This is a genomic window from Paraburkholderia sp. RL18-085-BIA-A, from assembly GCF_046027075.1.
In the GTDB taxonomy this organism is placed as follows: Bacteria; Pseudomonadota; Gammaproteobacteria; order Burkholderiales; family Burkholderiaceae; genus Paraburkholderia.
In genome coordinates, this window is sequence record NZ_JARESU010000143.1 from 1 (window position 1) to 19618 (window position 19618).

15 protein-coding genes and 4 pseudogenes are annotated in these 19618 nt (G+C 60.2%); 9 read left to right on the top strand and 10 right to left on the bottom strand.

All coding sequences use genetic code 11. From position 1 onward, the window contains the following. Positions 1 to 377: 377 nt before the first annotated feature. On the bottom strand, positions 378 to 1094 hold the full coding sequence (locus tag P0D89_RS43505) for a GntR family transcriptional regulator (RefSeq protein WP_408368084.1): 717 nt from the start codon (positions 1092 to 1094) through the stop codon (positions 378 to 380). Positions 1095 to 1441: 347 nt separating this feature from the next. After that, positions 1442 to 2749: an oxalate/formate MFS antiporter gene (oxlT, locus tag P0D89_RS43510; RefSeq protein WP_408378566.1), complete on the bottom strand. Its 1308-nt coding sequence runs from the start codon at positions 2747 to 2749 to the stop codon at positions 1442 to 1444. A 295-nt stretch (positions 2750 to 3044) separates the two neighbouring features. Here oxlT and P0D89_RS43515 point away from each other — a divergent pair, with 295 nt between their 5' ends. The 4 genes and pseudogenes from P0D89_RS43515 to P0D89_RS43530 all read left to right on the top strand — a co-directional run bounded on the left by P0D89_RS43515 (position 3045) and on the right by P0D89_RS43530 (position 5782). Beyond that, positions 3045 to 4013: a LysR family transcriptional regulator gene (locus tag P0D89_RS43515; protein ID WP_408368088.1), complete on the top strand. Its 969-nt coding sequence runs from the start codon at positions 3045 to 3047 to the stop codon at positions 4011 to 4013. A gap of 143 nt (positions 4014 to 4156) precedes the next feature. Continuing rightward, a complete protein-coding gene (locus P0D89_RS43520; RefSeq protein ID WP_408368090.1) occupies positions 4157 to 4546 on the top strand; it encodes a hypothetical protein in 390 nt (129 codons plus the stop codon). A 161-nt stretch (positions 4547 to 4707) separates the two neighbouring features. After that, positions 4708 to 4848 (top strand): annotated as a pseudogene (locus P0D89_RS43525) (deoxyribose-phosphate aldolase); the annotation flags it as partial. Between the two features lie 181 nt (positions 4849 to 5029). Beyond that, a pseudogene (locus tag P0D89_RS43530) lies at positions 5030 to 5782 on the top strand (IS6 family transposase). Positions 5783 to 6352: 570 nt separating this feature from the next. Here the strand turns inward: P0D89_RS43530 and P0D89_RS43535 are convergent. The 5 genes and pseudogenes from P0D89_RS43535 to P0D89_RS43555 form a co-directional block, all read right to left on the bottom strand. Continuing rightward, positions 6353 to 6974: pseudogene (locus tag P0D89_RS43535) on the bottom strand (IS30 family transposase); the annotation flags it as partial. A 185-nt stretch (positions 6975 to 7159) separates the two neighbouring features. After that, the gene (locus P0D89_RS43540) at positions 7160 to 8338 is read right to left on the bottom strand and encodes a TIGR03118 family protein (protein ID WP_408368110.1); all 1179 of its coding nucleotides are present in this window, start codon (positions 8336 to 8338) and stop codon (positions 7160 to 7162) included. Positions 8339 to 10261: 1923 nt separating this feature from the next. Further along, positions 10262 to 11581: an MFS transporter gene (locus P0D89_RS43545; RefSeq protein ID WP_408368092.1), complete on the bottom strand. Its 1320-nt coding sequence runs from the start codon at positions 11579 to 11581 to the stop codon at positions 10262 to 10264. A gap of 101 nt (positions 11582 to 11682) precedes the next feature. Continuing rightward, positions 11683 to 12660: a D-2-hydroxyacid dehydrogenase family protein gene (locus P0D89_RS43550; protein WP_408368094.1), complete on the bottom strand. Its 978-nt coding sequence runs from the start codon at positions 12658 to 12660 to the stop codon at positions 11683 to 11685. Between the two features lie 17 nt (positions 12661 to 12677). After that, positions 12678 to 12995: an NIPSNAP family protein gene (locus P0D89_RS43555; RefSeq protein WP_408368096.1), complete on the bottom strand. Its 318-nt coding sequence runs from the start codon at positions 12993 to 12995 to the stop codon at positions 12678 to 12680. 93 nt (positions 12996 to 13088) lie between these two features. Here P0D89_RS43555 and P0D89_RS43560 point away from each other — a divergent pair, with 93 nt between their 5' ends. The 5 genes and pseudogenes from P0D89_RS43560 to phaZ all read left to right on the top strand — a co-directional run bounded on the left by P0D89_RS43560 (position 13089) and on the right by phaZ (position 18266). Continuing rightward, entirely contained in the window at positions 13089 to 14033 is a 945-nt protein-coding gene (locus P0D89_RS43560) for a LysR family transcriptional regulator (RefSeq protein WP_408368098.1), read from the top strand. Between the two features lie 136 nt (positions 14034 to 14169). Continuing rightward, positions 14170 to 14562: a hypothetical protein gene (locus P0D89_RS43565; RefSeq protein WP_408368100.1), complete on the top strand. Its 393-nt coding sequence runs from the start codon at positions 14170 to 14172 to the stop codon at positions 14560 to 14562. Between the two features lie 924 nt (positions 14563 to 15486). Beyond that, entirely contained in the window at positions 15487 to 16008 is a 522-nt protein-coding gene (locus tag P0D89_RS43570) for a PH domain-containing protein (protein ID WP_408368102.1), read from the top strand. 278 nt (positions 16009 to 16286) lie between these two features. Then, a pseudogene (locus tag P0D89_RS43575) lies at positions 16287 to 16716 on the top strand (GGDEF domain-containing protein); the annotation flags it as partial. A gap of 314 nt (positions 16717 to 17030) precedes the next feature. Next, the gene (phaZ, locus tag P0D89_RS43580) at positions 17031 to 18266 is read left to right on the top strand and encodes a polyhydroxyalkanoate depolymerase (RefSeq protein WP_408368104.1); all 1236 of its coding nucleotides are present in this window, start codon (positions 17031 to 17033) and stop codon (positions 18264 to 18266) included. A 429-nt stretch (positions 18267 to 18695) separates the two neighbouring features. Here the strand turns inward: phaZ and P0D89_RS43585 are convergent, their stop codons facing one another. The 3 genes from P0D89_RS43585 to P0D89_RS43595 form a co-directional block, all read right to left on the bottom strand. Beyond that, the gene (locus tag P0D89_RS43585; protein WP_408378568.1) at positions 18696 to 18857 is read right to left on the bottom strand and encodes a hypothetical protein; all 162 of its coding nucleotides are present in this window, start codon (positions 18855 to 18857) and stop codon (positions 18696 to 18698) included. A 159-nt stretch (positions 18858 to 19016) separates the two neighbouring features. After that, positions 19017 to 19337: a nitrite reductase small subunit NirD gene (nirD, locus tag P0D89_RS43590; RefSeq protein WP_408368106.1), complete on the bottom strand. Its 321-nt coding sequence runs from the start codon at positions 19335 to 19337 to the stop codon at positions 19017 to 19019. 1 nt (position 19338) lies between these two features. Next, on the bottom strand, positions 19339 to 19618 hold a 280-nt coding region (locus P0D89_RS43595), incomplete at its 5' end, for a DUF59 domain-containing protein (RefSeq protein ID WP_408368108.1).

Here is a 19618-nt window from a genome sequence, read left to right on the forward strand (position 1 = left end):
CCTTGGCGGGGCGTTGTGTGTTTGGTGATATACAATATTCCACACACAGTATTTCTACAAGCAGATTTTGCTGAAGAGACGGGATTGCTGCATTGCTGCTCGTGGAAGGTCGGGAATCGGGGCTGCTGCGGGGTAGAAGGTTTGCATTGCACAAACCGCAGGGAGATTCAAAGGTGGCGGTAAACGCCAGAATTTCGCATTGTCGGTGTAGCGAGTCTCGACTGAGAAAGGCAGCTTCTGTCGCCGTCCTCGCCTCTGCATCCGACAACAAAAAAGCACTGCAATGCTCGACGCGTGGCAATGCCTGCCGATTCTTAATACGTACGCCGACGCTGGCTGCCTACAGCCGGTAGGTCGCGCCGCCAATCATGCGAGGCTCAGTCGAGGAAATCGCAGTTCGCCTCGACGAACGCCGCCAGTTCGAGCGAATGCTGGCGCACGAGGCTCTCGACCAGTTCGGTATCGCGCCGCTCCAGCGCCTCGATAATGCGCATGTGATCGACAATCGAGCGTGATGCCCGGTTGCTTTGCGAGATCGTCATCTTGCGGATTGCGCGCACGTGCACGAACAGATTCTTCATTGTGTCGAGCAGAATCTGCGATTGCGAGAGCTGCACGATCGCCTGATGAAACGCGATATTCGCTTCCGAGTACTCGTCGATTTGCTCGGCCGGCGCGGTGTCGCGGAAGTCGTCGAACATGCGCCTGAGACCCGCAATCTCACCTCCGGACGCGCGCTGCGTAGCAAGGCGCGCGGCCATGCTTTCGAGCGCCGCCCACATGTAGATCATGTCGACGATCTCTTTCTTCGTCTTGCGCTGAATATAGATGCCACGGCGCGGCACCGTACGGAGAAAACCTTCCTGTTCGAGCAGAGTCATCGCTTCGCGAACCGGCGTTCGGCTTACGCCGAGCGCCTCTGTCAATTCCTTTTCGTCCAGCCGGATCTCTTCGCGCGAGCGATAGATGTCGGCTTCGGCAATCGCCTGCTTCAGTTTTGCATAGGCCTGGTCGCGCAGCGAAGCCGTCGCGTTGATCGGCTCGAGCGTCAGCGGCAATGCCATTGGACGAAAATCGGTTTGCGTATCAGCCATTGTCAGTGCTTTCCAGGTTTGGAGCGACCCGTTGCCTTGGGACATCCGTGCGATGTATGAGCTTTATATACCATATATTACATATCTGGGCGGGTCTAGTTAGTGCGATCCATGGCTCACGCCAACGTGTGGATGCTGCGCGGCATGTGCTGTACCTGTATAACCAGGAAACGCGAAAAGCGGCCTTTGCAGCAACTGCAAAGGCCGCGACGCAGCGCGTTCGGATACGCTGTGGGGGTGGTATTGCCGCCGCCGCAATGTATGAGGCGGCGCAAGGACATCAACTCAGTAAGACCATAAGGGAGGCATGGGCTCGCGCCTTGATTGCGGCGAGCGGCCGACGAAGGCTACGACCGTGCTTGCGCGACGACGACGCCAGCCGACGCGCCGGAGCTGTTCTCGATCCAGCGTTTTCTCATCGGCGCAAGTATGAATTTGGCGGACACGGCTGCCGCGATCGACACCACCGCCGCAGAAATAAACACCGTGCTCCACCCGCCGTTCGCCGACAACACCGAGGCGATAGGCACCAGCATCGACGCGGTGCCCTTCGCGGTGTAAAGCGTTCCAGCATTGGCGGCGGCGTATTTGCTACCGAACGTATCCGCGCAGGTCGCCGGGAAGATCGAGAAGATCTCGCCCCAGCACAGGAATACGGCGGCCGCGAAGAACATGAATGCGTACGGGTTATGGCCGAATTGCATCAGCCCTAGCAGGGCGACGCCCTCGCCCAGAAAAATCATGAACATCGTGTTTTCGCGGCCGATACGATCCGACAGAAAACCGCACAACGGACGCGTGAAGCCGTTGCATAGATTGTCGATCGACAGCGTCATCGTCAACAGCGGCAACGTGATGCCCATTAGGCTGACAGGCAGCTTCGCAAAGCCGTATTCCTTCGCGATGGGACCAAGCTGCGCGGTCGCGATGATGCCGCCGGCGGCGACGAACACGAACATCAGATATAGCACCCAGAAGAGCGGCGATCGGATCATCTGACCGGGCGTGTAGTCGACCTTGGTGGCGACCACGCGCATGGCCGCGACCGCGGTTGCGGGCGGCTTTGGCCGTATCAACATGGTGGCGAGCAGCAGAATGCAGACGCCCTGGAAAATGCCGAAGAACATGAACGCGTGCTCGTAGCCCGAACGCTGGATCATGTTGGCAATCGGTATCACCGTGACGGCCGCGCCGGCGCCGAAACCCGCCGCAGTCAAACCGGCGGCGAGACCGCGTTTGTCCGGAAACCACTTGAGCGCCATGCCGACGCAGGTGCCATACACACAGCCCGCGCCGATACCGGCAATGACTGCTGCGACGTATAGATGGGAGAGACTGGTCGCATGCGCGTTGATGACCCAGCCGAGCGCCGCGCACAGCGAGCCGCCGATCACAACCGGGCGCGGCCCGAATTTGTCGACGAGCCAGCCTTCAACGGGAACGAGCCACGTTTCGGTGACGATGAAAATTGTGAACGCGGTCTGAATCGCCGCTTGGCCCCAATGGTGCGCGTTGTCCATAGGTACGACGAACAGCGTCCAAGCATATTGCAGGTTCGCGACCAGCCCCATGCACACGATACCGATTGCCAGTTGCACCCAGCGATTATGCGTGAATGGCGCAGTGCCTCGCTGGACTACGTTGGGATATCCCATGTCTCCGTCTCTCCTGTAGATTCCGTCGTGCTCGAGCGGCGCGTTGGACTGACTGATCGAATCGCCTCATTGCTGTTTGATCTGCTGCACTGAGGCGCCAATTGGTCGGCCAGAGGAATTGCATTGATGAAAACCTTGCCCTCGTTAACCGCGCGACTGGAATAAAAGAAGGTTGCGCGGGCAACGGGTCTGAAGGCATGCTGCGCGAGAAGAGCGATCAGCGAAAGTTAAAACATTTTATAGTTTGCATGAGGCTTCCCTAATAGATGGGGTTTGCCCTTACTGAGTGACGTCCATGAGAAACGCGACTCTGCGCCAACTGAAGATCTTCGAGACGGTCGCCCGGCACCTGAGTTTTTCTCGTGCGGCCGACGAGCTGTGCCTGACGCAGCCTGCCGTCTCCACCCAGGTGAAGCGGCTCGAAGAGCATGCCGGTCTGGCGCTGTTCGAGCAACTCGGCAAAAAAATCTATCTGACGCCGGCCGGCTCGGAAATGCATCATTACGCGCGCTCGATCATCGAGCAGTTCATAGAAATGGATGGAGCGATGGGCCGGTTGCAAGGCATCGCGGGCGGCCAGCTCAATCTTGCGGTAATCAGCGCCGGCGATTATTTTTTCCCGCGCCTGTTAGGCGAGTTCACGCGTCGCAATGAAGGCGTGCGACTCAACCTCGCAGTGCACAATCGCGAGGCACTACTGCAACAACTGACGCACAACCTGACCGATCTGGCGATCATGGTGCGTCCGCCGCGCGATCTCGACACGCGCAACGAATCGTTCGCGCCGCATCCTTACGTGATCGTTGCGCCGCCTAGGCATCCGCTGGTCGGCAAAAAACGCATTGCGCTTTCGACACTTTGCAAAGAGCCGTTCATTGTTCGCGAGAAGGGCTCGGACACATGGCATTCGATGGAAGAGGGCTTTGCCGGCGGCATGGGCCGGCTCAATATCGCCATGGAAATTCGAAGCACCGAGACGATCAAGCAGGCCGTGATCGCCGGCATGGGTATCGCGTTTCTGTCCGCGCATACGATCAGCCTTGAACTTCAGGTCGGCAATCTCGCAGTGCTGGACGTGGCGGGCTTTCCTGTGATGCTCGACTGGTACGTGGTGCATCGCAAGAGCAAGCGCCTGCCTCCGGTTGCCGCGGCGTTCAAGGATTTCTTGATCAGCGAAGGCGCGGCGCGTATCGCCCAGATCACTCACATCGACGCAGACTTGCTGAATGGACAACCCGAGGACCTGTCGAGGGCGACCGTTTAGGTATGCGTATCTTCCTGTTGTCCGGTTCGTCAAACGTGTTACTATAAACAGTATGCTATGGTTACTCACAATAACTTTAACTGTTGTTTATGTATCGCCGCTTTTATTCTTTGGTTCATGCCCCCTGCTTGAAGGAGACGATCATGAGCCCCTCTCAATTCGATGCTCACGACAGCGCGCTTGATGCCGAAATCCAAGCGCAACTGTGCGCGTATAACTCGGCGTTCGATGAACTCGGTCTGCGCTTCCGCTGGGATGCGCGCACGCTCACGTCGCTGGCCGCAATCGACGGTGAGCAGGCGCGGATTACCGCCTACATTGAAGCACATCATGCGCATTTGCTAACCTCGTACACTGCGGAGTTTCTGAGCCGGGCCATTCTTGAGAAAAAGAACGCGCGCTATCCGGCGTGCCTGTCGACGCGCGTGGAAACCGCAGCGCATGCGGGCCACGCGGCGGGGCAGCCACAAGCGACCCATCGCCGCGAGCACCTGTCATACGGCGTGGAATTGCCGGCGCTGGCTGGCGTTTAGCGTCAGCGCGCGCTGACGCACGTTGGGTCACCCGCAAGAAACCGGGCTCTGTCGCGCTAAGGTGATCAGGTAAACTTCGGCGACCGAAATTGAGACGACCATGATGGCCATGACGGGCAAGACGCCGCGTACGACGTCGCCACCGGGAATCGCGAAGGTGGGAAGGCGTCAACGCAACGCTAGCCGCGTCGCTCGCAATGGTCCGGATGATAGGCGAGTACTTCGAGCGCACCGGCATCGAAATTGGCTTCAAACCGGCGGGCGGCGTGTCGACCGCGAAGTCGGTGCTCGAATACCAGATATCGAGCGCGCGGCCGATCGTCTCGCTCCACACACTCGTGCCGCAACCGTTCTCGCCGAGCAGATGGTAGATCTGCCCGCGCTCGCAGCTTCGTCATAACGGTCGTCACGCCCCGCAATTAAGCGGGCACGGCACTGTCACGTTGCTGGGATGTTGCCGGGAATGCAGCGACAATTGTGGGTATGAAACGAACTGCTCTCCAACACAGCGCACCTGCCAACGACGCTATCTCCTATGGCGGCTACCGATTTCCACCCGACGTGATCAGTTATGCGGTGTGGCTGTACTACCGTTTTCCGTTGAGCCTGCGTATGGTTGAGGAGTTGCTAGCAGCTCGCGGCATTGAACTTACCTACGAAACGGTGCGGCGCTGGTCGGCGAAGTTCGGCCTGGGTATCGCCTGGCGCATCCGCTCTACTGCGCTGGCCCGAGGCGATAAGTGGCACCTCGATGAGGTGGTCGTGACGATCAACGGCAAGAAGCACTGGCTGTGGCGCGCGGTAGACCAGTAGGGTGCGGTGCTCGACGTACTGGTGCAGAGCCGCCGCGACAGGCACGCGGCCAGGCGGCTCATGCGCAAGCTGCTCAAGAAGCATAGTCGCGCTCCCCGTGTGTTGATCTCCGACAAGCTCAAGAGTTACGCCGCGGCAAACAGGGACCTTGGGCTGAACGTGGAACACCGGCAGCACAAAGGACTGAACAACCGGGCGGAGAACTCGCACCAGCCAACGCGGGTGCGCGAGAAGGTGATGCGCCGCTTCAAATCAGCGCGCCACCTGCAGCGATTCACGTCGGTCAACGACCAGGTGGCAAACCTGTTCATGCACTGCCGCTACAACGCGGACGCACAAAACAAGCGGCAGGCGCGCACGGAGGCTTTTGAAGCGTGGGAAACCGTGACCGGCAATTCAATGCTGGATCGCCTTGCCGCATAAATCAGGAATACTGATGTTCCGCGTCTTCACTCGTTCGACCATCAACAATGTGACAGTACCCCCAAACCACTGGCAACAACTGGCCTTCGACGAGTGCCGTCGCACGATTGAAGACAGGCTCGCGCAATGTTACCGCCTCGAGGCAGCGCTGCGTAGCGGGAGTCGTCCATCACATCAGAACCACTGAGCCTGCCTTGACGCGACTGGTGTCAAGCTGGATGGTGTTGTCTTTTAGAAGCGTGGCTTTTATCGTCTCCTGTGCGTAACCAGGGCTCCAAACGAGACCGAGCGCGGCCATACTGACAATGATCGCAATGCGTGGACCGGGGGATGCGTCGGCACTAGCCCAACTTTCCCTATGCGCGTCTCTCGCTACTACCCGCCCGTCGTCGCCGTGCCGGCCGCTCCGGTGAACCAGGTCGAACAAGGGCAGCCGTCAGCCGGGCCAGGCCAGCCATGCGGCTCCTGGTATTACTGCGATGCGTCCAGCGCCTTCGCCCGTGTTACGTTCGGCGCGCAGCGGTAGCAATATCTCCTTTGGGTCTCGCCCGTGCATGCTTGCAACGGCAGTTCAGCCGGCGTATCGAAGTTTCGTGGACGCTCATTAAGCTGTCTTGCTACGGCGGTGAGCTTGGCTTGCCAATAGACAGAGAGATCGGTTCCCTTCGGGAAGTACTGTCTCAACAGGCCATTGGTGTTTTCATTCGAGCCGCGTCGCCAGGGGTGTTGAGGATCGCAGAAGTAGACCTGGATGGCCGTAGCGACAGTGAAGCGCTTGTGTTCCGCCATCTCGGATCCCCGATCCCAAGTCAGCGATTTGTAGGGTTCCTGCGGCAATTTGCACGTATGCTTGATGAGCGCGTTGACGACCGTCTCGCTGTCCATGCTGGCGATTTTCACCAGCAGGTGATAGCGCGTCTGGCGCTTGACAAGGGGCACGATCTGGCTGCTGGCGCTTCCACACAGCAGGTCACCTTCCCAGTGCCCCGGTATCGCGCGGTCCTCCGCCGAAGGGGGCCGTTCACTTACTGGCAAACCGTGTCACAAATCCTGCCGTGTCGCCTGTTTTCTGTGTGTGATGACGCGAACGACGCATGGCCCGGGACCTCCGCAGGTGTGCAAGGAGCTCTTTCTTCAGTGCACCGCGGGCCTGTATGTAGAGGCTTCGATAGACGGTCTCGTGTGACACCTGACAGTTGATAAAAGGCGACGTCGTAAAAGTTTCCCTGCTGCGCCCGGTAGCTGCGCGGACGCTGGTGCGATTGTAATGAGCGGCAAGCGAACGTCCACGTTCGCCTCTTCCTGGCCGCAACGAGGTCACCGCCAGGAAGCCAACCGCTCAGACAAGAACAGCACGGCGCAACTGAAGAATCTCTGCTAATGCCCTTGCCGAGCGGATGCTCGTGAGTCGCTTACTGGAGTGATGGTACCGAACAGCCCATTGACCTCCTCGTTAGGACCTGCCGAAAAGTACAGCGTGTCCGGGCTCGAGTTGCGGCCGCCACCGAGTGTCAGAGTCCACAGGCCGTCGATAGCCAGTGGATTGCCGTACGCATCCTCAAGTTGGTCGACCAACCTGCCATCATTGTCGAAGACATTGATTCGGCCATCGCCGAAGTTGCCAATCAGGATCTTGCCACTGAAGCGGCCGAATGCAAACGATGCGCGCGCGATTCCCCAAGGTGAGTTCAATGACCCTCGGCTGGCGAAGCGGCGCAGCAGGTGACCATCTGTATCGAATACATCGATGAATCCGTGACCGTTGCCTGCAACATCGTCGTGCTTCTGATCGTTCTGCTTCGCATACGTGACGAACAGGTCGCCGTCGATGTTCGCGATACCAAATGGCGCGTAGCCGGCTGGGATTTGCGGGTCGGTGAAGCCGCCGTCCGTCGTCGCAGGCGTGAACAAGCCGTTTGCACCGCTCGGCCCGAACACGTCGATCTGACCCGAGCGGAAGTTCGTCGCAAACAGGAATCCTCCTTTCGCATTCACACCGAAGACGAGACCCTTGTAGACGGCGCCGCTGGCGGCGGATGGAGTGGACGAGTTATCGACCGCGATTACGGCGTGGTCCGGCGGATTCAACCCACCGGCCCAAGCGGAAATCGTGCCGTCCTCCGTCGCAAAGATGAATACTGCCGGGATCGTGGTACCCGGCACGAGAAACGCTGCCGAGGGATTCCACACTATTCCGGTCGGCGCAGCGGGCGCCGTTTTCGGTGCATGGGAGGGATAGACGGGATGACAGGCGCTAGCCGGTATGACGTTGCCTGGCAGCGGGATGGAGACCTGCAGCGCCACCTTGGCCCCCTCGCCGTCATACAGCGTGGAACAGCCTGTGGCATTGTCGTTGATCCAGAATGGACTTGCAGCCGGACTAAAGGCAATACCCCAGGCGTTCTGCAATACCCTGTCGGCATTCGGGGCAGCGCCTGCCAGGTTGGACACGAGTGGTGTGACGACGTAAGCATCATCGCCAGCGGCATGTCCGATTGTGAAACCGGCGGCGAGGGCGATTACGGCCACCGCCTTGCACCAAGAGACCTGAGACATGACTACCCTCCTCAGTCTGACTGATGAGAAATTGCTCCGGGTGTTAGTGGCATAGGAGTGGATACGACCGCAGTACTTCAAAAACTCCAACTGCCACCCGATCGAATGGCGCGATAGGGTCGACCGTGCGGCCCTTCGATTCGATTCATAGATCAGAATGTGGCTTTAAGCAAGCTACGTTGAGTCAGTCACGATAGATCCACGGCAATGTCATGGGACGGAGTCGCCTGCTACGACCGGAAGCAGGCGGGTCGTAGACAACCTCGAGCATGAGCATCGCGACGACGACAAAATGGAGCGTCCAGGCTTTTAATTCAGTGGCTTGTTCAGCGTTGCCCTTAACAACTTGTCCGCCCTTTCGACAGAGGAACCCAGATTTTCTCCTTCTCCTTCAGCTTCGGCCGGCTTGAGCATGCGCCTTCCAATAAGCCTCAAATCGCCACGCGCTTTTGCAGATCTCGTCCGACTGGCGATACTCGCGACCACCCTGGATGGCTCCTCCTTCAATTCTGAAGGTCCTATAACGATCATTCCGTCGTTAGTTGTAAGTCTTTCTCGCGTGACTTGCCGGAGGACGTGAAGTTACGCACCCCGTCGAGGGTTCGTGGCCTTCAGCATTTTTCCGAGTTCCTACGCGATGTTGCTGAACGGTACCCCGGTAGTGCCGGCTATCGCTCGGGATTCGTGACGCCTGGTTCGTCACAAGTTGCGGACCGCAGGGGCATCCGTGCATCGGGCGAAGACGGGGGACGTCCGTGTCTGGCGGTGTCACGGTATCTGTGCGCCGGTCGCGTCCGTCACCGGAATATTCTGGTGAATTCCGTCGTTTAAGCAAACAGGTGCGCGCGTAGGGAGTGTCTATCACTCGCAACATGAGCATCGTGTAGCGCCATCGTTTTGCGGGGCGACGACGGGTCATGCCGTGCGCGACGCGTCGGTTTGTCGTCCCGCTTGCTGCAGCGGATGAGGTACTTGCGTGCCTGAAAATACTCACCCGCGAAACTGGCACGGGGAGAGGAGGGCATGAGAAAGGCCTCTACAATCCGTCAACTGCTGCGACGCAACTGGGTCATTGCAATCGCGGCGGTTTGCCTCCTCTACGCCCCTTCTGCTCCGGCGCTCCCGATATTCGTCCGTCAAACGGGACAGAGCTGTATCGCCTGCCATGCGGGTGGACAGTTTCCTGAACTGACTCCCTACGGCCGAATGTTCAAGCTGAACGGTTATACGTTCGGTGAACGTACCGTACCGTCCCGGTCGCTGTCATGGCAACGCTTGACCTGACGAGAACACGGCTGAACCACGACGCCAGCGGCAACATCGTCTCCCCCAAGGACGGGCGCCGATATTCGATGCCGCCAGCATCTTCCTCGCCGGCAAGATCACCGACAGAATCGGTGCGTTCACGCAATTCACGTACTCGAACTACGATCACCAGGGCGCCGACGGCAAGTGGATCGGTCACTGGGCGTCGGACAACATGGACTTCCGCTACGTGGACAGGATCATAGGGGACGCAAACGACCTGATACTCGGCACCACGCTGCACAACAATCCGACCATGCAGAATGTCTGGAACAGCACGCCCGCATGGAGTTACCCGTACGTCTCCTCGTCGACGAGCACAGTGGGCGCGCCGCAATTCCTGCCGATCATCGAGGGCTCGCTGGCACAGCAGGTTGTCGGCGCGGGAGGCTATGTATTCTGGAACCGGACGATCTATGCTGAGCTGTCGTTCTACAGTACGGCCGACGGCATCTGGTCCTTCATGAGCAAGGGCAACAAGGCTGGAGACCCAAACCACCCGCAGATATATTTACGCGGCCAGAATCCTTACTGGCGGCTGGCCCTGACTCACGACTGGGGGCCACACAGCGTGATGCTGGGGACGTTCGGGCTCAACGTAATGTCTAGCAGCGCCTATCAATCCGGTGCTAGATCCCGCAAACCCCCATCCTCCTCCACGATATCCCCGGAACGCTCCGGCAGCAGAAAAGCAATGAGCGAAGCAAGAAAAGCCGCAGCGGCCAGCACGACAAGTGCCACCGAGAAATTTCCCGTAAAGTCTCTGATCACGCCAACAAGCCACGGCCCGAGCAAGCCACCCACTTGGCCAATGGTGTTGATGAGAGCAATACCAATGGCGACCGCCGCGCCCGTCAGGAACTCACCCGTGAGCGTCCAGAAGATCGCCAGACATCCCCAAATGCCGGCCGCGGCCACACACAGCAGAATCAGACCGAACACAGGCTGAGTAACGAACGCGCACCCCAGCAGCGCCGCGCCGCCAATCGCCATGCAAATAGCGATATGCTGCTTGCGTTCACCGACCTTGTCTGAATGGCGCGCGACCAAGAACATTGAAAGCGCGGCGCAACAGAACGGCAGCGCGCTGACGAAGCCGACCTGCACGTCGGTCATCGTGCCCATGTGCTTGACGATCTGCGGTAACCACAGCAACACGCCATAGAACGCCGTGAGAAAGCAGACGAACAACGCCGAGAGACTCCAGACGCGCGACATCATCACGATCTTGCTGAACGGCAGGTCGGCAGTCCTGGTGAGGTTCGCCGTCTCGCGCGCGAGTTCATCGACGAGCCATTTCCGTTGATCGTCGGGCAGCCAGGTGGCGCGCTCAGGACGATCGGTGAGCCATACCAGCGTGAACAGGCCGAGCACGACAGCCGGAACCGCCTCAAGGAGCAGCATCCAGCGCCAGCCGGCAATGCCGTGGACGCCCTCCAGCGAGTGCATCAGCAGCCCCGAGACCGGCGATCCGATCGCGGAGGCAATGGCCGTCGCCATGATGACCCCTGCGTTCGCGCGGGAGCGGTAGCGCGCGGGAAACCAGTAGGCCAGGTAAGCGACCACGCCCGGGATGAAGCCCGCTTCCGCCACGCCCAGCAGAAACCGCAGCACGTAGAACGCGGTTTGCGAATGGACGAACGCAAGTCCGGCCGACACCAGCCCCCAGGTCACCATGATCCGGCAGATCCAGATCCGCGCGCCGAACTTGTACAGCATGATGTTGCTCGGCACTTCGAACAACGCATAGCCGACGAAGAAGATCCCGGCGCCGAGCCCGAACACCGACGCGCTGAATCCGAGGTCCTGATTCATGCGCAGGGCGGCGAAGCCGATGTTGACGCGGTCCAGATAGTTGATGATGAGCAATACAAACAATAACGGCACCAACCGTCGATAGACTCGGCTGATGGTGAGCGCTTCGAGAGTTTTTTCCATGCTTGTCTCCTGCCGGATCAGCCGGATGGATAGCTGCGTTCCAGCTCTTCTTGTTGACCAAACGATGCCGCGCGCCCACCGGCATTGCGCGGCGTGGTCGCTCAGGGCTTGCTCAGGGCCAGGGGATTGAGCACATTGATCGGAGCACCCGCTTGCCACGCCAGCAACTGCCCGATCGCGATGCCGAAGTAGTGCTCGTAGGTGTCCTTCTCGACATAGCCGATATGCGGTGTGGCCAGCACGTTGTCCAGGCCGAGCAACGGATGGTCGGCGCCGTAGATCGGCTCGTGCTCGTAGACGTCGACAGCGGCGAAGCCCGGATGTCCCGACTTGAGGGCCGCTGCCAGCGCGCCGGCTGCAATGACTTCGCTGCGGCTCGTGTTGACGAACAGCGCGGTGGACTTCATCGACTGCAGGTCCGCCAGCGTGATCGACTCGCGGGTGGCGGGCAAGAGGCGCAGATGGCAGCAGATCACGTCCGCTTCGCTGAAGAACTTTTGGCGGTCGGTCTGCGTGGGCACGCCGTCCCTGGCAGCGGCTTCCAGCGAGCTCGGATGGTCTCCCAGCGCGACGACGTTCATGCCGAACGCGCGTCCATAGCCCGCGACCACGCTGCCGATCTTCCCGTAACCGGCGATCCCGAGCGTGCGGCCTTTCAGTCCGACGCCGAGATGACCTTGCCACAACCCGGCTTTGAGACGCGCCGCTTCCAAGTGAACCTTGCGCATGGAAGCCATGACGAGCGCCCAGGTCAGTTCCGCCGCGGCCGTTGTGGCGGAACCCTCGGCGGACACAGCAATACCGCGCGCCGTGCAGGCTGCCAGGTCGACATGGTTCGCCGCGCGGCCGGTCTGGCTGATGAATTTGAGCTTTGGCAGACGGGCCAGCAGATCGGCGCCGACAGGAGTGCGCTCGCGCACCAGCAACATCGCGTCGGCGTCGGTGAAGCGTTCAGCCAGTGCGTCGAGCGAGGTCAGCGTGTCGTTGTGGATCTCGACGTCGAAATGCGCGGCCAGCGACGGGTAGCAATCCAGGCTGCGAACGCAGTCCTGGTAGTCGTCGGAAATGATCACTTTCATGCGTGTGTACCTGAATCTTAGATTTGCGACCACGGGGCTGAGAGCAGGAGTTGATTTTCCTGTTGCTGGATGTAGCGGCCTTCCGCCGTCATCTTCTTGTAAGCCGTCCAGTCCGGATCCGCTTCCATTGCCGCGCGGCGCGTGAAGCGGTCGCTTGCGTCCTGGTAGCCCCACAAATGCACCACCTGATTGAGCGTGCCGACCTCGGAGATGAAATAGCCGAGCGGATCGCCGACATGGCGACGCTGCACCGGCAGGCCGTAAGTTTCATATACGGCCAGATAGGCCTTCAGTTGCCCGGGCACGATCGTGTACTTGCGCAAATCCACCAACATCCTGCCTCCTTCATTTGAACGATTCGCCCAAGTCTAGAGATCCGAATGGAGGCATACAATCAAATACTTTCGCTTGATTCACGAGAAAAACCAATGAATAACGAGCGCGCTTCGACGCGGCTATCCATCAGACATATTCGGGCATTTGTCGAAGTGGAGCGGCACCGCAGCCTGACCCGTGCGGCCGAATCTCTATTCGTCACGCAGTCTGCGCTCAGCCTGACCATCCAGAACATCGAGAACGACCTTGGCGTGCAGTTGTTCAACCGCTCCACACGCCGGCTTGACCTCACGCCGGCAGGGCTGGAATTCCTGCCCTCCGCGCAGCGCCTGCTACTTGATTTCGATTCGTCCATCCGCGAAATGCGCGCGCTCGGCAAGCGAGAGCGCGGCAAGGTGGGCGTGGCCGCGGTGCCGTCCGTCATGGCCTTGCTGCTGCCCGAGGCGGTCGCCACGTATATCGATGCGTTCCCGGGCATCGACGTCTATTTGCGCGAGGACAACTCGGAGGCGGTACAGCAGCGCGTCATCGACGGCGACGTGGATTTCGGCATTTGCAGCCCTTGGGAACCGGACGCGGACCTCGTGTTCGAACCGCTCTTCGAAGACTCGTTCGGCGTGGTCTTCGCCCCGGATCATCCGCTTGCCGCGAGCGATGCCGAGCTGAGCTGGGACGAGATCGCACCATATCGGATCGTCGGCTTCAGCACCGATCTCGGCATGCAGCACCAGTTGACCCATACGACTCATCTCAGCCAGGAAATTCGGGAGCCGCGCTACCGGGTATCGAATACGGCGACGATCGAAACGCTGCTCACGCGTGGCGTGGGCGTGTCGGTGATGTCGGCGCTCGCGGCGCAGCGTGCGCCGCTCGACCGTTTGCGCCTGCGACTGCTGTCCGCGCCGGTGCTCACGCGGACGGTTGGCGTGGCGCGCCGACAGGGGAAGTCGTTGTCGCCGGCCGCGACGAGCCTGCTGCAGCACATCCGCATGAACATAGCGCAGCTCGGGCGCTTTCCCGGTGTGCGGGTGGCGTAGGATGCGGGCCCGGGGTTGGCCGCCGTGGACAAGCACGTGCACGGCTGACTTCGGACGGCGTTGCCGTGAAGTGGATAATATGCTGCCTTCGTTCGCGCCGTTCGCAGTCAACCATCAAGGAAGGACCCCCTTATCAATGTTGCCGCACCTCGACGCTTCATCGCTGGGCGAACTTGCAAAGCAGGCGGAAGCCCGAACGCTGCCGGACTGCTCGTGCACCAGGACGCCTCTGGACGGCTGGAGCACCTTGCCGCTTTCCCTCGACGAGAATCAGTTGCGCGAAGTCGCCACGCTGATGAGGGAGTCGTATGAGGAGCCTACTTTCAGCGAATATCTTCCTGACGGCGTCCACTACGCGGCACCTGGTGCGCCGATCGCTCCGCTCTACTTTCCCTACAACCGGTGCGGCGTCTGGGAATGTGTGAAATGCGGACGCGCCTATCTACGTTATACGGAGGGCGGCGGATACTTCGTGGATCGCAGGATCCGGGCTTTGAAGTCGGCGCTTGTCATGGATGTGGCGTTGTGACGGTAAGCTCGCTTTCGCAACGACCGCGCGAGACATCCGCCAGATCTCGAACTAATCAGCTGACGTAGTTCGAGGAAAATCTGTCAATCCGGAAGCACTATCAGGCGGGCGTCCGCGCTTTCAATTGACCGTCTTATTGCCGTAACGTCGACACTATTAATGCGGCCTATGTTCTTCTGGGGTGGGAAATCACCAAGGCGATGAGCAACCGTTGTAACGTCGATCGCTTGATCCTGATGGGGGGTCTGGCGCCATCCGTCGCAGCCATGAATCGAAGAAACGGGTGCGATCGGCTACTGCATTCGGTCAGTGGAATCGAAATCGGCCCCTCAGGCAGTCGAGGGTATTGTTCGCTCACTTGACACCGCGCCCGCTAATGGGTGTCAACGACCGAGGCGGCTGAGTCGAACGTCTCAAACTGGCCGACGCCTGTCGACGATCGCAGATACATGACCCATAACGGGTCGACTGCGGTCGAACTTCAATAGGCCCCGCGGGGATTCGACGAGCGTCCTGTGGTCATCAGTTCCGAGTTGAAGTCGACGCGTCGGGAAGTCATGGTCGGGCGCGACCTGCACGCCCGCACCATCGTCAAGCCCTGTCTGCCGCGCTCACCGCTCTGTGCGTACCTCGCGGACGATATTCGTCGTAACGGCTATACTGGCTCTCCGTAGGCGCCAAGTCGCGCTACGGCGACTTCAAGACAGTGGCGTGCGACTCAACTATGTTCGTTTCAGCAGCCGATGCGTCGCGCCGCCACCGCACGTTTGAAACGTGTGCTATCAAGCCGGCGCGTGTGTCTGCCTGGCACGAGAATCATTGCATTGTCGCCGGCTAATCAATTCGCTGAGGCGAAACCGAATCAGGCAGGACTGCCTTTTCGACGGACTAATGGTCCGCGGGTCAGAAAAAGGAACATGGGCGATGGCCAATCAGGTAATTTTCAGCGGCGCTCCGTCGCAGGCCTGCAACCTTCCAGCGCTCCTGAAGGGGAGCGCTGTCATGGTAATGATTGGCGCCATACATGTCTACGCGTCGAACTCTTTCCCGCTTCAGCGGCATGTGCTGCTCGCACAAGCGGGTGCGGTCTTGATCGGTGTCGGTTTGCCGTTCGTCAAGACCGCGTTCACCCGAGTCGTCATCGATACCGCGCGGATTACCTGGACGCAAGGCATTCTGCATCGCCGTGTATCAATTCTCGAGATTTCCCGGATTCAGTGCATCACGTCGATCCACCCATGGTGGCAGCGCCTATTCGGCGCCGGCTCGATCATTTTAACGACCAACGATGCAACTCGTCCCGTGAGGCGTTTGCCGGGCATCAGGGGCGCTGACCAAGTCCGCAGGAGGCTTGCCGAGGCCGTTGTTACGTATCAGGAACGGCTTATTCCCGCAAACACGTATGATCCGAACGTCCCTGATTACTCTCAGGCGCAGAGTGTTTGAACGGGCGGCATCGGTTCGCAAATGACAGGTCTTGCTAACCATCCCATACTGGCCGCCCTCTGACCGTCATCGATCGGCTAGGCGCGACCTGTTACTACCCTTCAGTCGGCTTCTCCGAGTGTCCGGATCGCGGTGAACAACGGCTACTCGCACGCCCGAACCCGCACTACCAGGACATAGCCTCAGCTATTGGGATCTGGTGCAAATACGGGGCGAGTCTGCGACTCCTCCCATAAATATGGATACCTTATTGATTAAAAAGGACGGCACCCCAGACAGAGGAAGCAGTGAAGTCCTCAAGCGCGAGAGCGGATAGGTCACACGACGACATCGATCGGTTCAAGGCGTACAACGACTACTATGGCCATCAGGCGGGCGATGAGGTGCTGAGAGCCATTGCTCAATGCGTGGCCTTGTGCATTGGCCGACCGGCCGACCACGTGGCCCGGTATGGTGGCGAAGAGTTCGTGGTGACCCTTCCGGATACCGACGCGACTGGTGCCACGAACATTGCCGAAACCATTCGGCATGCCATATTTGATCTCAATATTGAACACGTTCAGGCCCAGTATGGCTGTGTGACCGCGAGCATCGGCGTGGTCACGTCCCAGGGACGGGCGGTCCACGATGGCGCGGTTCAAGAAAATGGCTGACTCGGCCCTAGACGAAGCTAAGTCAACCGGCTGCAACCGGGTTTGCGAGGCATAGCGAGCGTACATTGGAGCCGTGTCGGAGAGCACAGCGGCGCATGGTCGCCGCTGAAGGGTGCGTCTTCAGACTCGGCTTCAGCGCGGCCCGACGCGCCAGCCGGTGTCATCCGTCATTCAGCGGGAGGTCGAGTGCCGCGTCAGTTCCAGGCGTGGCAGGGCTTGGCGAACGATCATACGCATTTCCGCACGAATCCTGACGCCTACCAACATTTTCGCGGCGCGCTGATCGCCGTCAAGCGCGTTTCGTCGGCGTTTCTCCGATGACCCTTCGGTCTCGACGGCGGATTGACCCGAACGCACGCAGGAGACAGCATGTGGTATGCGTGGCTTGAGGAGCAGCGTGACCTGATGCAGTCGCTCAGCAACTGGGCGATGCGCGGATGCGATGCATGGACGTCGCCGGCGATGCCTTGCGCGCCCGTGGCCGCTGCCGGCTATGACTGGCTGTACCGGCTGGTTCGACCGCCCCCCGCGCCACCCCCGTTCGGCATTCCGGCGGTGACGGTCGGCGACCGGTCGGTACCCGTTGTCGAACGGGTGGTCGACAGCACGCCGTTTTGCTCGCTGCGGCAATTCACGCGTGAGCACGCGCCCTTTGCACCCCGGCGCGGTCAAAGCCGCACGGCGCCACCGGACATCTTCCTCTGCGCGCCGCTCGCGGGACACCACGCGGTCATGCTGCGCGAAACGGTCGAAACGCTGCTGCAGGACGGCGATGTGTACGTCACCGACTGGGCTAACGCCCGTGACGTGCCGCTTGCCGCAGGCACCTTCGGACTCGACGACTATGTGCTCGTGATCGAGCGCTTTCTGCGAAAACTGGGCGGTGCGCACACGCACGTTATCGCCGTCTGTCAGGCCACCGCGCCGACCCTTGCGGCTGCGGCATTGCTGGCGAGGGCTGGCGAAGTCCCGCCGCTCAGCCTGGCGCTGATGGGCGGGCCGATCGACACGCGCGTCAACCCGACCGCCGTCGACCGGTTGGCCCAAAGCCACAGCCTCGACTGGTTTCGCGACACGGTGATCGATACCGTTCCGGCCCGCTATGCCGGTTCAGGCCGCCGGGTCTGTCCGAGCTTCATCCAGCACGCGGCGATCGTCGCCGCGCATCCGCACCGTCAGTTGGCACTCGAATCGCGCTACTGGTCGAGCCGCCTCTCAGTCGATGCGACGGCCATCGCGAACAGCCTGCGTTCACTGAACGAATACGCCGCGATCCTCGACATGACCGAAGACTATCTGCTCGACACGATCCGCGTGATCTTTCAGGAACAGCACCTCGCCCGTGGGGAATGGCGCGTCGGCGGACGCCGTGTGCAGCCGCAGGATCTGGCATCCACAGCGCTTTGCACAGTCGAGGGCGACCGCGACGACATTACCGGCGCGGGCCAGACGCATGCTGCTCACACGCTGTGCAGTGAGATCCCGGTACAGACGCGCTGCCGTTGGACGATATCGGATTGCGACCACTACGACCTGTTCACCGGCCCGAGGTGGCACGATGTGATTCACCCCGCCATGGTCCGGTTCTGGGCGTCGGTGCGCTGACCGGGGTGCCCTTACAGGTTAGATAAGCCCGAATCTCTGCACTCGTGGCAAGCGAACCGCAAGGAACGCCAATGGAGATCCGGGTAGCGGTAATCGTACTTTTCATGCGAAATCTGGCGGTCACCGCTTGAGAAGCCTCCTCCGGTAAGGCTCTCCGACTATGCGATTTGGGCAGTTCGCTGCGGCGGGGAGGTTTCCGTGAAATCAGTAGCTTGCAAAGCTAAACGCCTATTTCGCATGAAAAGTACGATCACCCGAATCGTGGGCGCAGCAAGATCCCGATCGCTGGGACAACGGGCGCGGTACGATTGCTATCAACCGTGCCACAAGGCGGGCAACTGCAATGGATATCAATCTCTCCGCTGACATCAGCCTGTCGCAGGACGGCAACCCTGTTCATTTTGTCGCCGTGCTACCCACGCGTTCGGTTCAATGCGCATATCCCGCGAGGCGATAGTCTGTGCGCTGGGCTGCGCTCGCCGAGGCGCGCTTCTTGTTTGCCAGCCAGTTAGCTGGCCCTGGTCGGCATGATGAAGTCGTTGCTTCCTCACGGAATTCCTTCGTATAGGCAGCTGTCGTGATGCGATTCATCTATGCCTCCGTTCCTCAATTTTACGGTACGTTGGCATCCACTTTTCCCCGCAGACGTCAGAAAAGTCGGTGTCGCCCCGCACAGGGTCTACGCCAATAAACCAAAAACAACGTCAGCAGGAAGCCTGCTCACAAACATACGTCAGAAAACAGCGCACCTCAATCCCACCGCTCGTCACGCACCTGAACGACGCCCGCCTCGATCCGCACCGGAAACACCACCACATCCTCATAAGCCGGCGGCGCCAACACCTTTCCCGTCCTGATGCAAAACCGCGCACCGTGTCGCGGACAGATAACCACGTCGCCTTCCACCACACCGCCCGTCAGGATACCGCCGTCGTGCGGGCAGATATCCTCGATTGCATAACAGGTGCCGTCGACGTTGAACACGGCAACCTGCGCGCCATCGACCTCGACGCTGCGGCTAGCACCGGGCGGAAAATCCTCGATCGCGGCGACATCGACCCAGTCGGACATATCAAAGCATCCCCAATTGCAGGCGTGCCGCGTCCGACATCAGCTCTCTTGACCACGGCGGATCCCACACCAGTTCGACGTGCACGTCGTTCACGCCGCTCACCGCGAACACCGCATCCTCCACCGTCGTCGGGAAGGTTTGCGCAACCGGGCAGCCAGGCGCGGTCAACGTCATGCGGATCTTGACGCGACCTTCGGCTTCGTCCACGTCGAGACCATAGACAAGCCCCAGGTCGTAGATATTGACCGGAATCTCCGGGTCGAACACGGTGCGCAGCGCG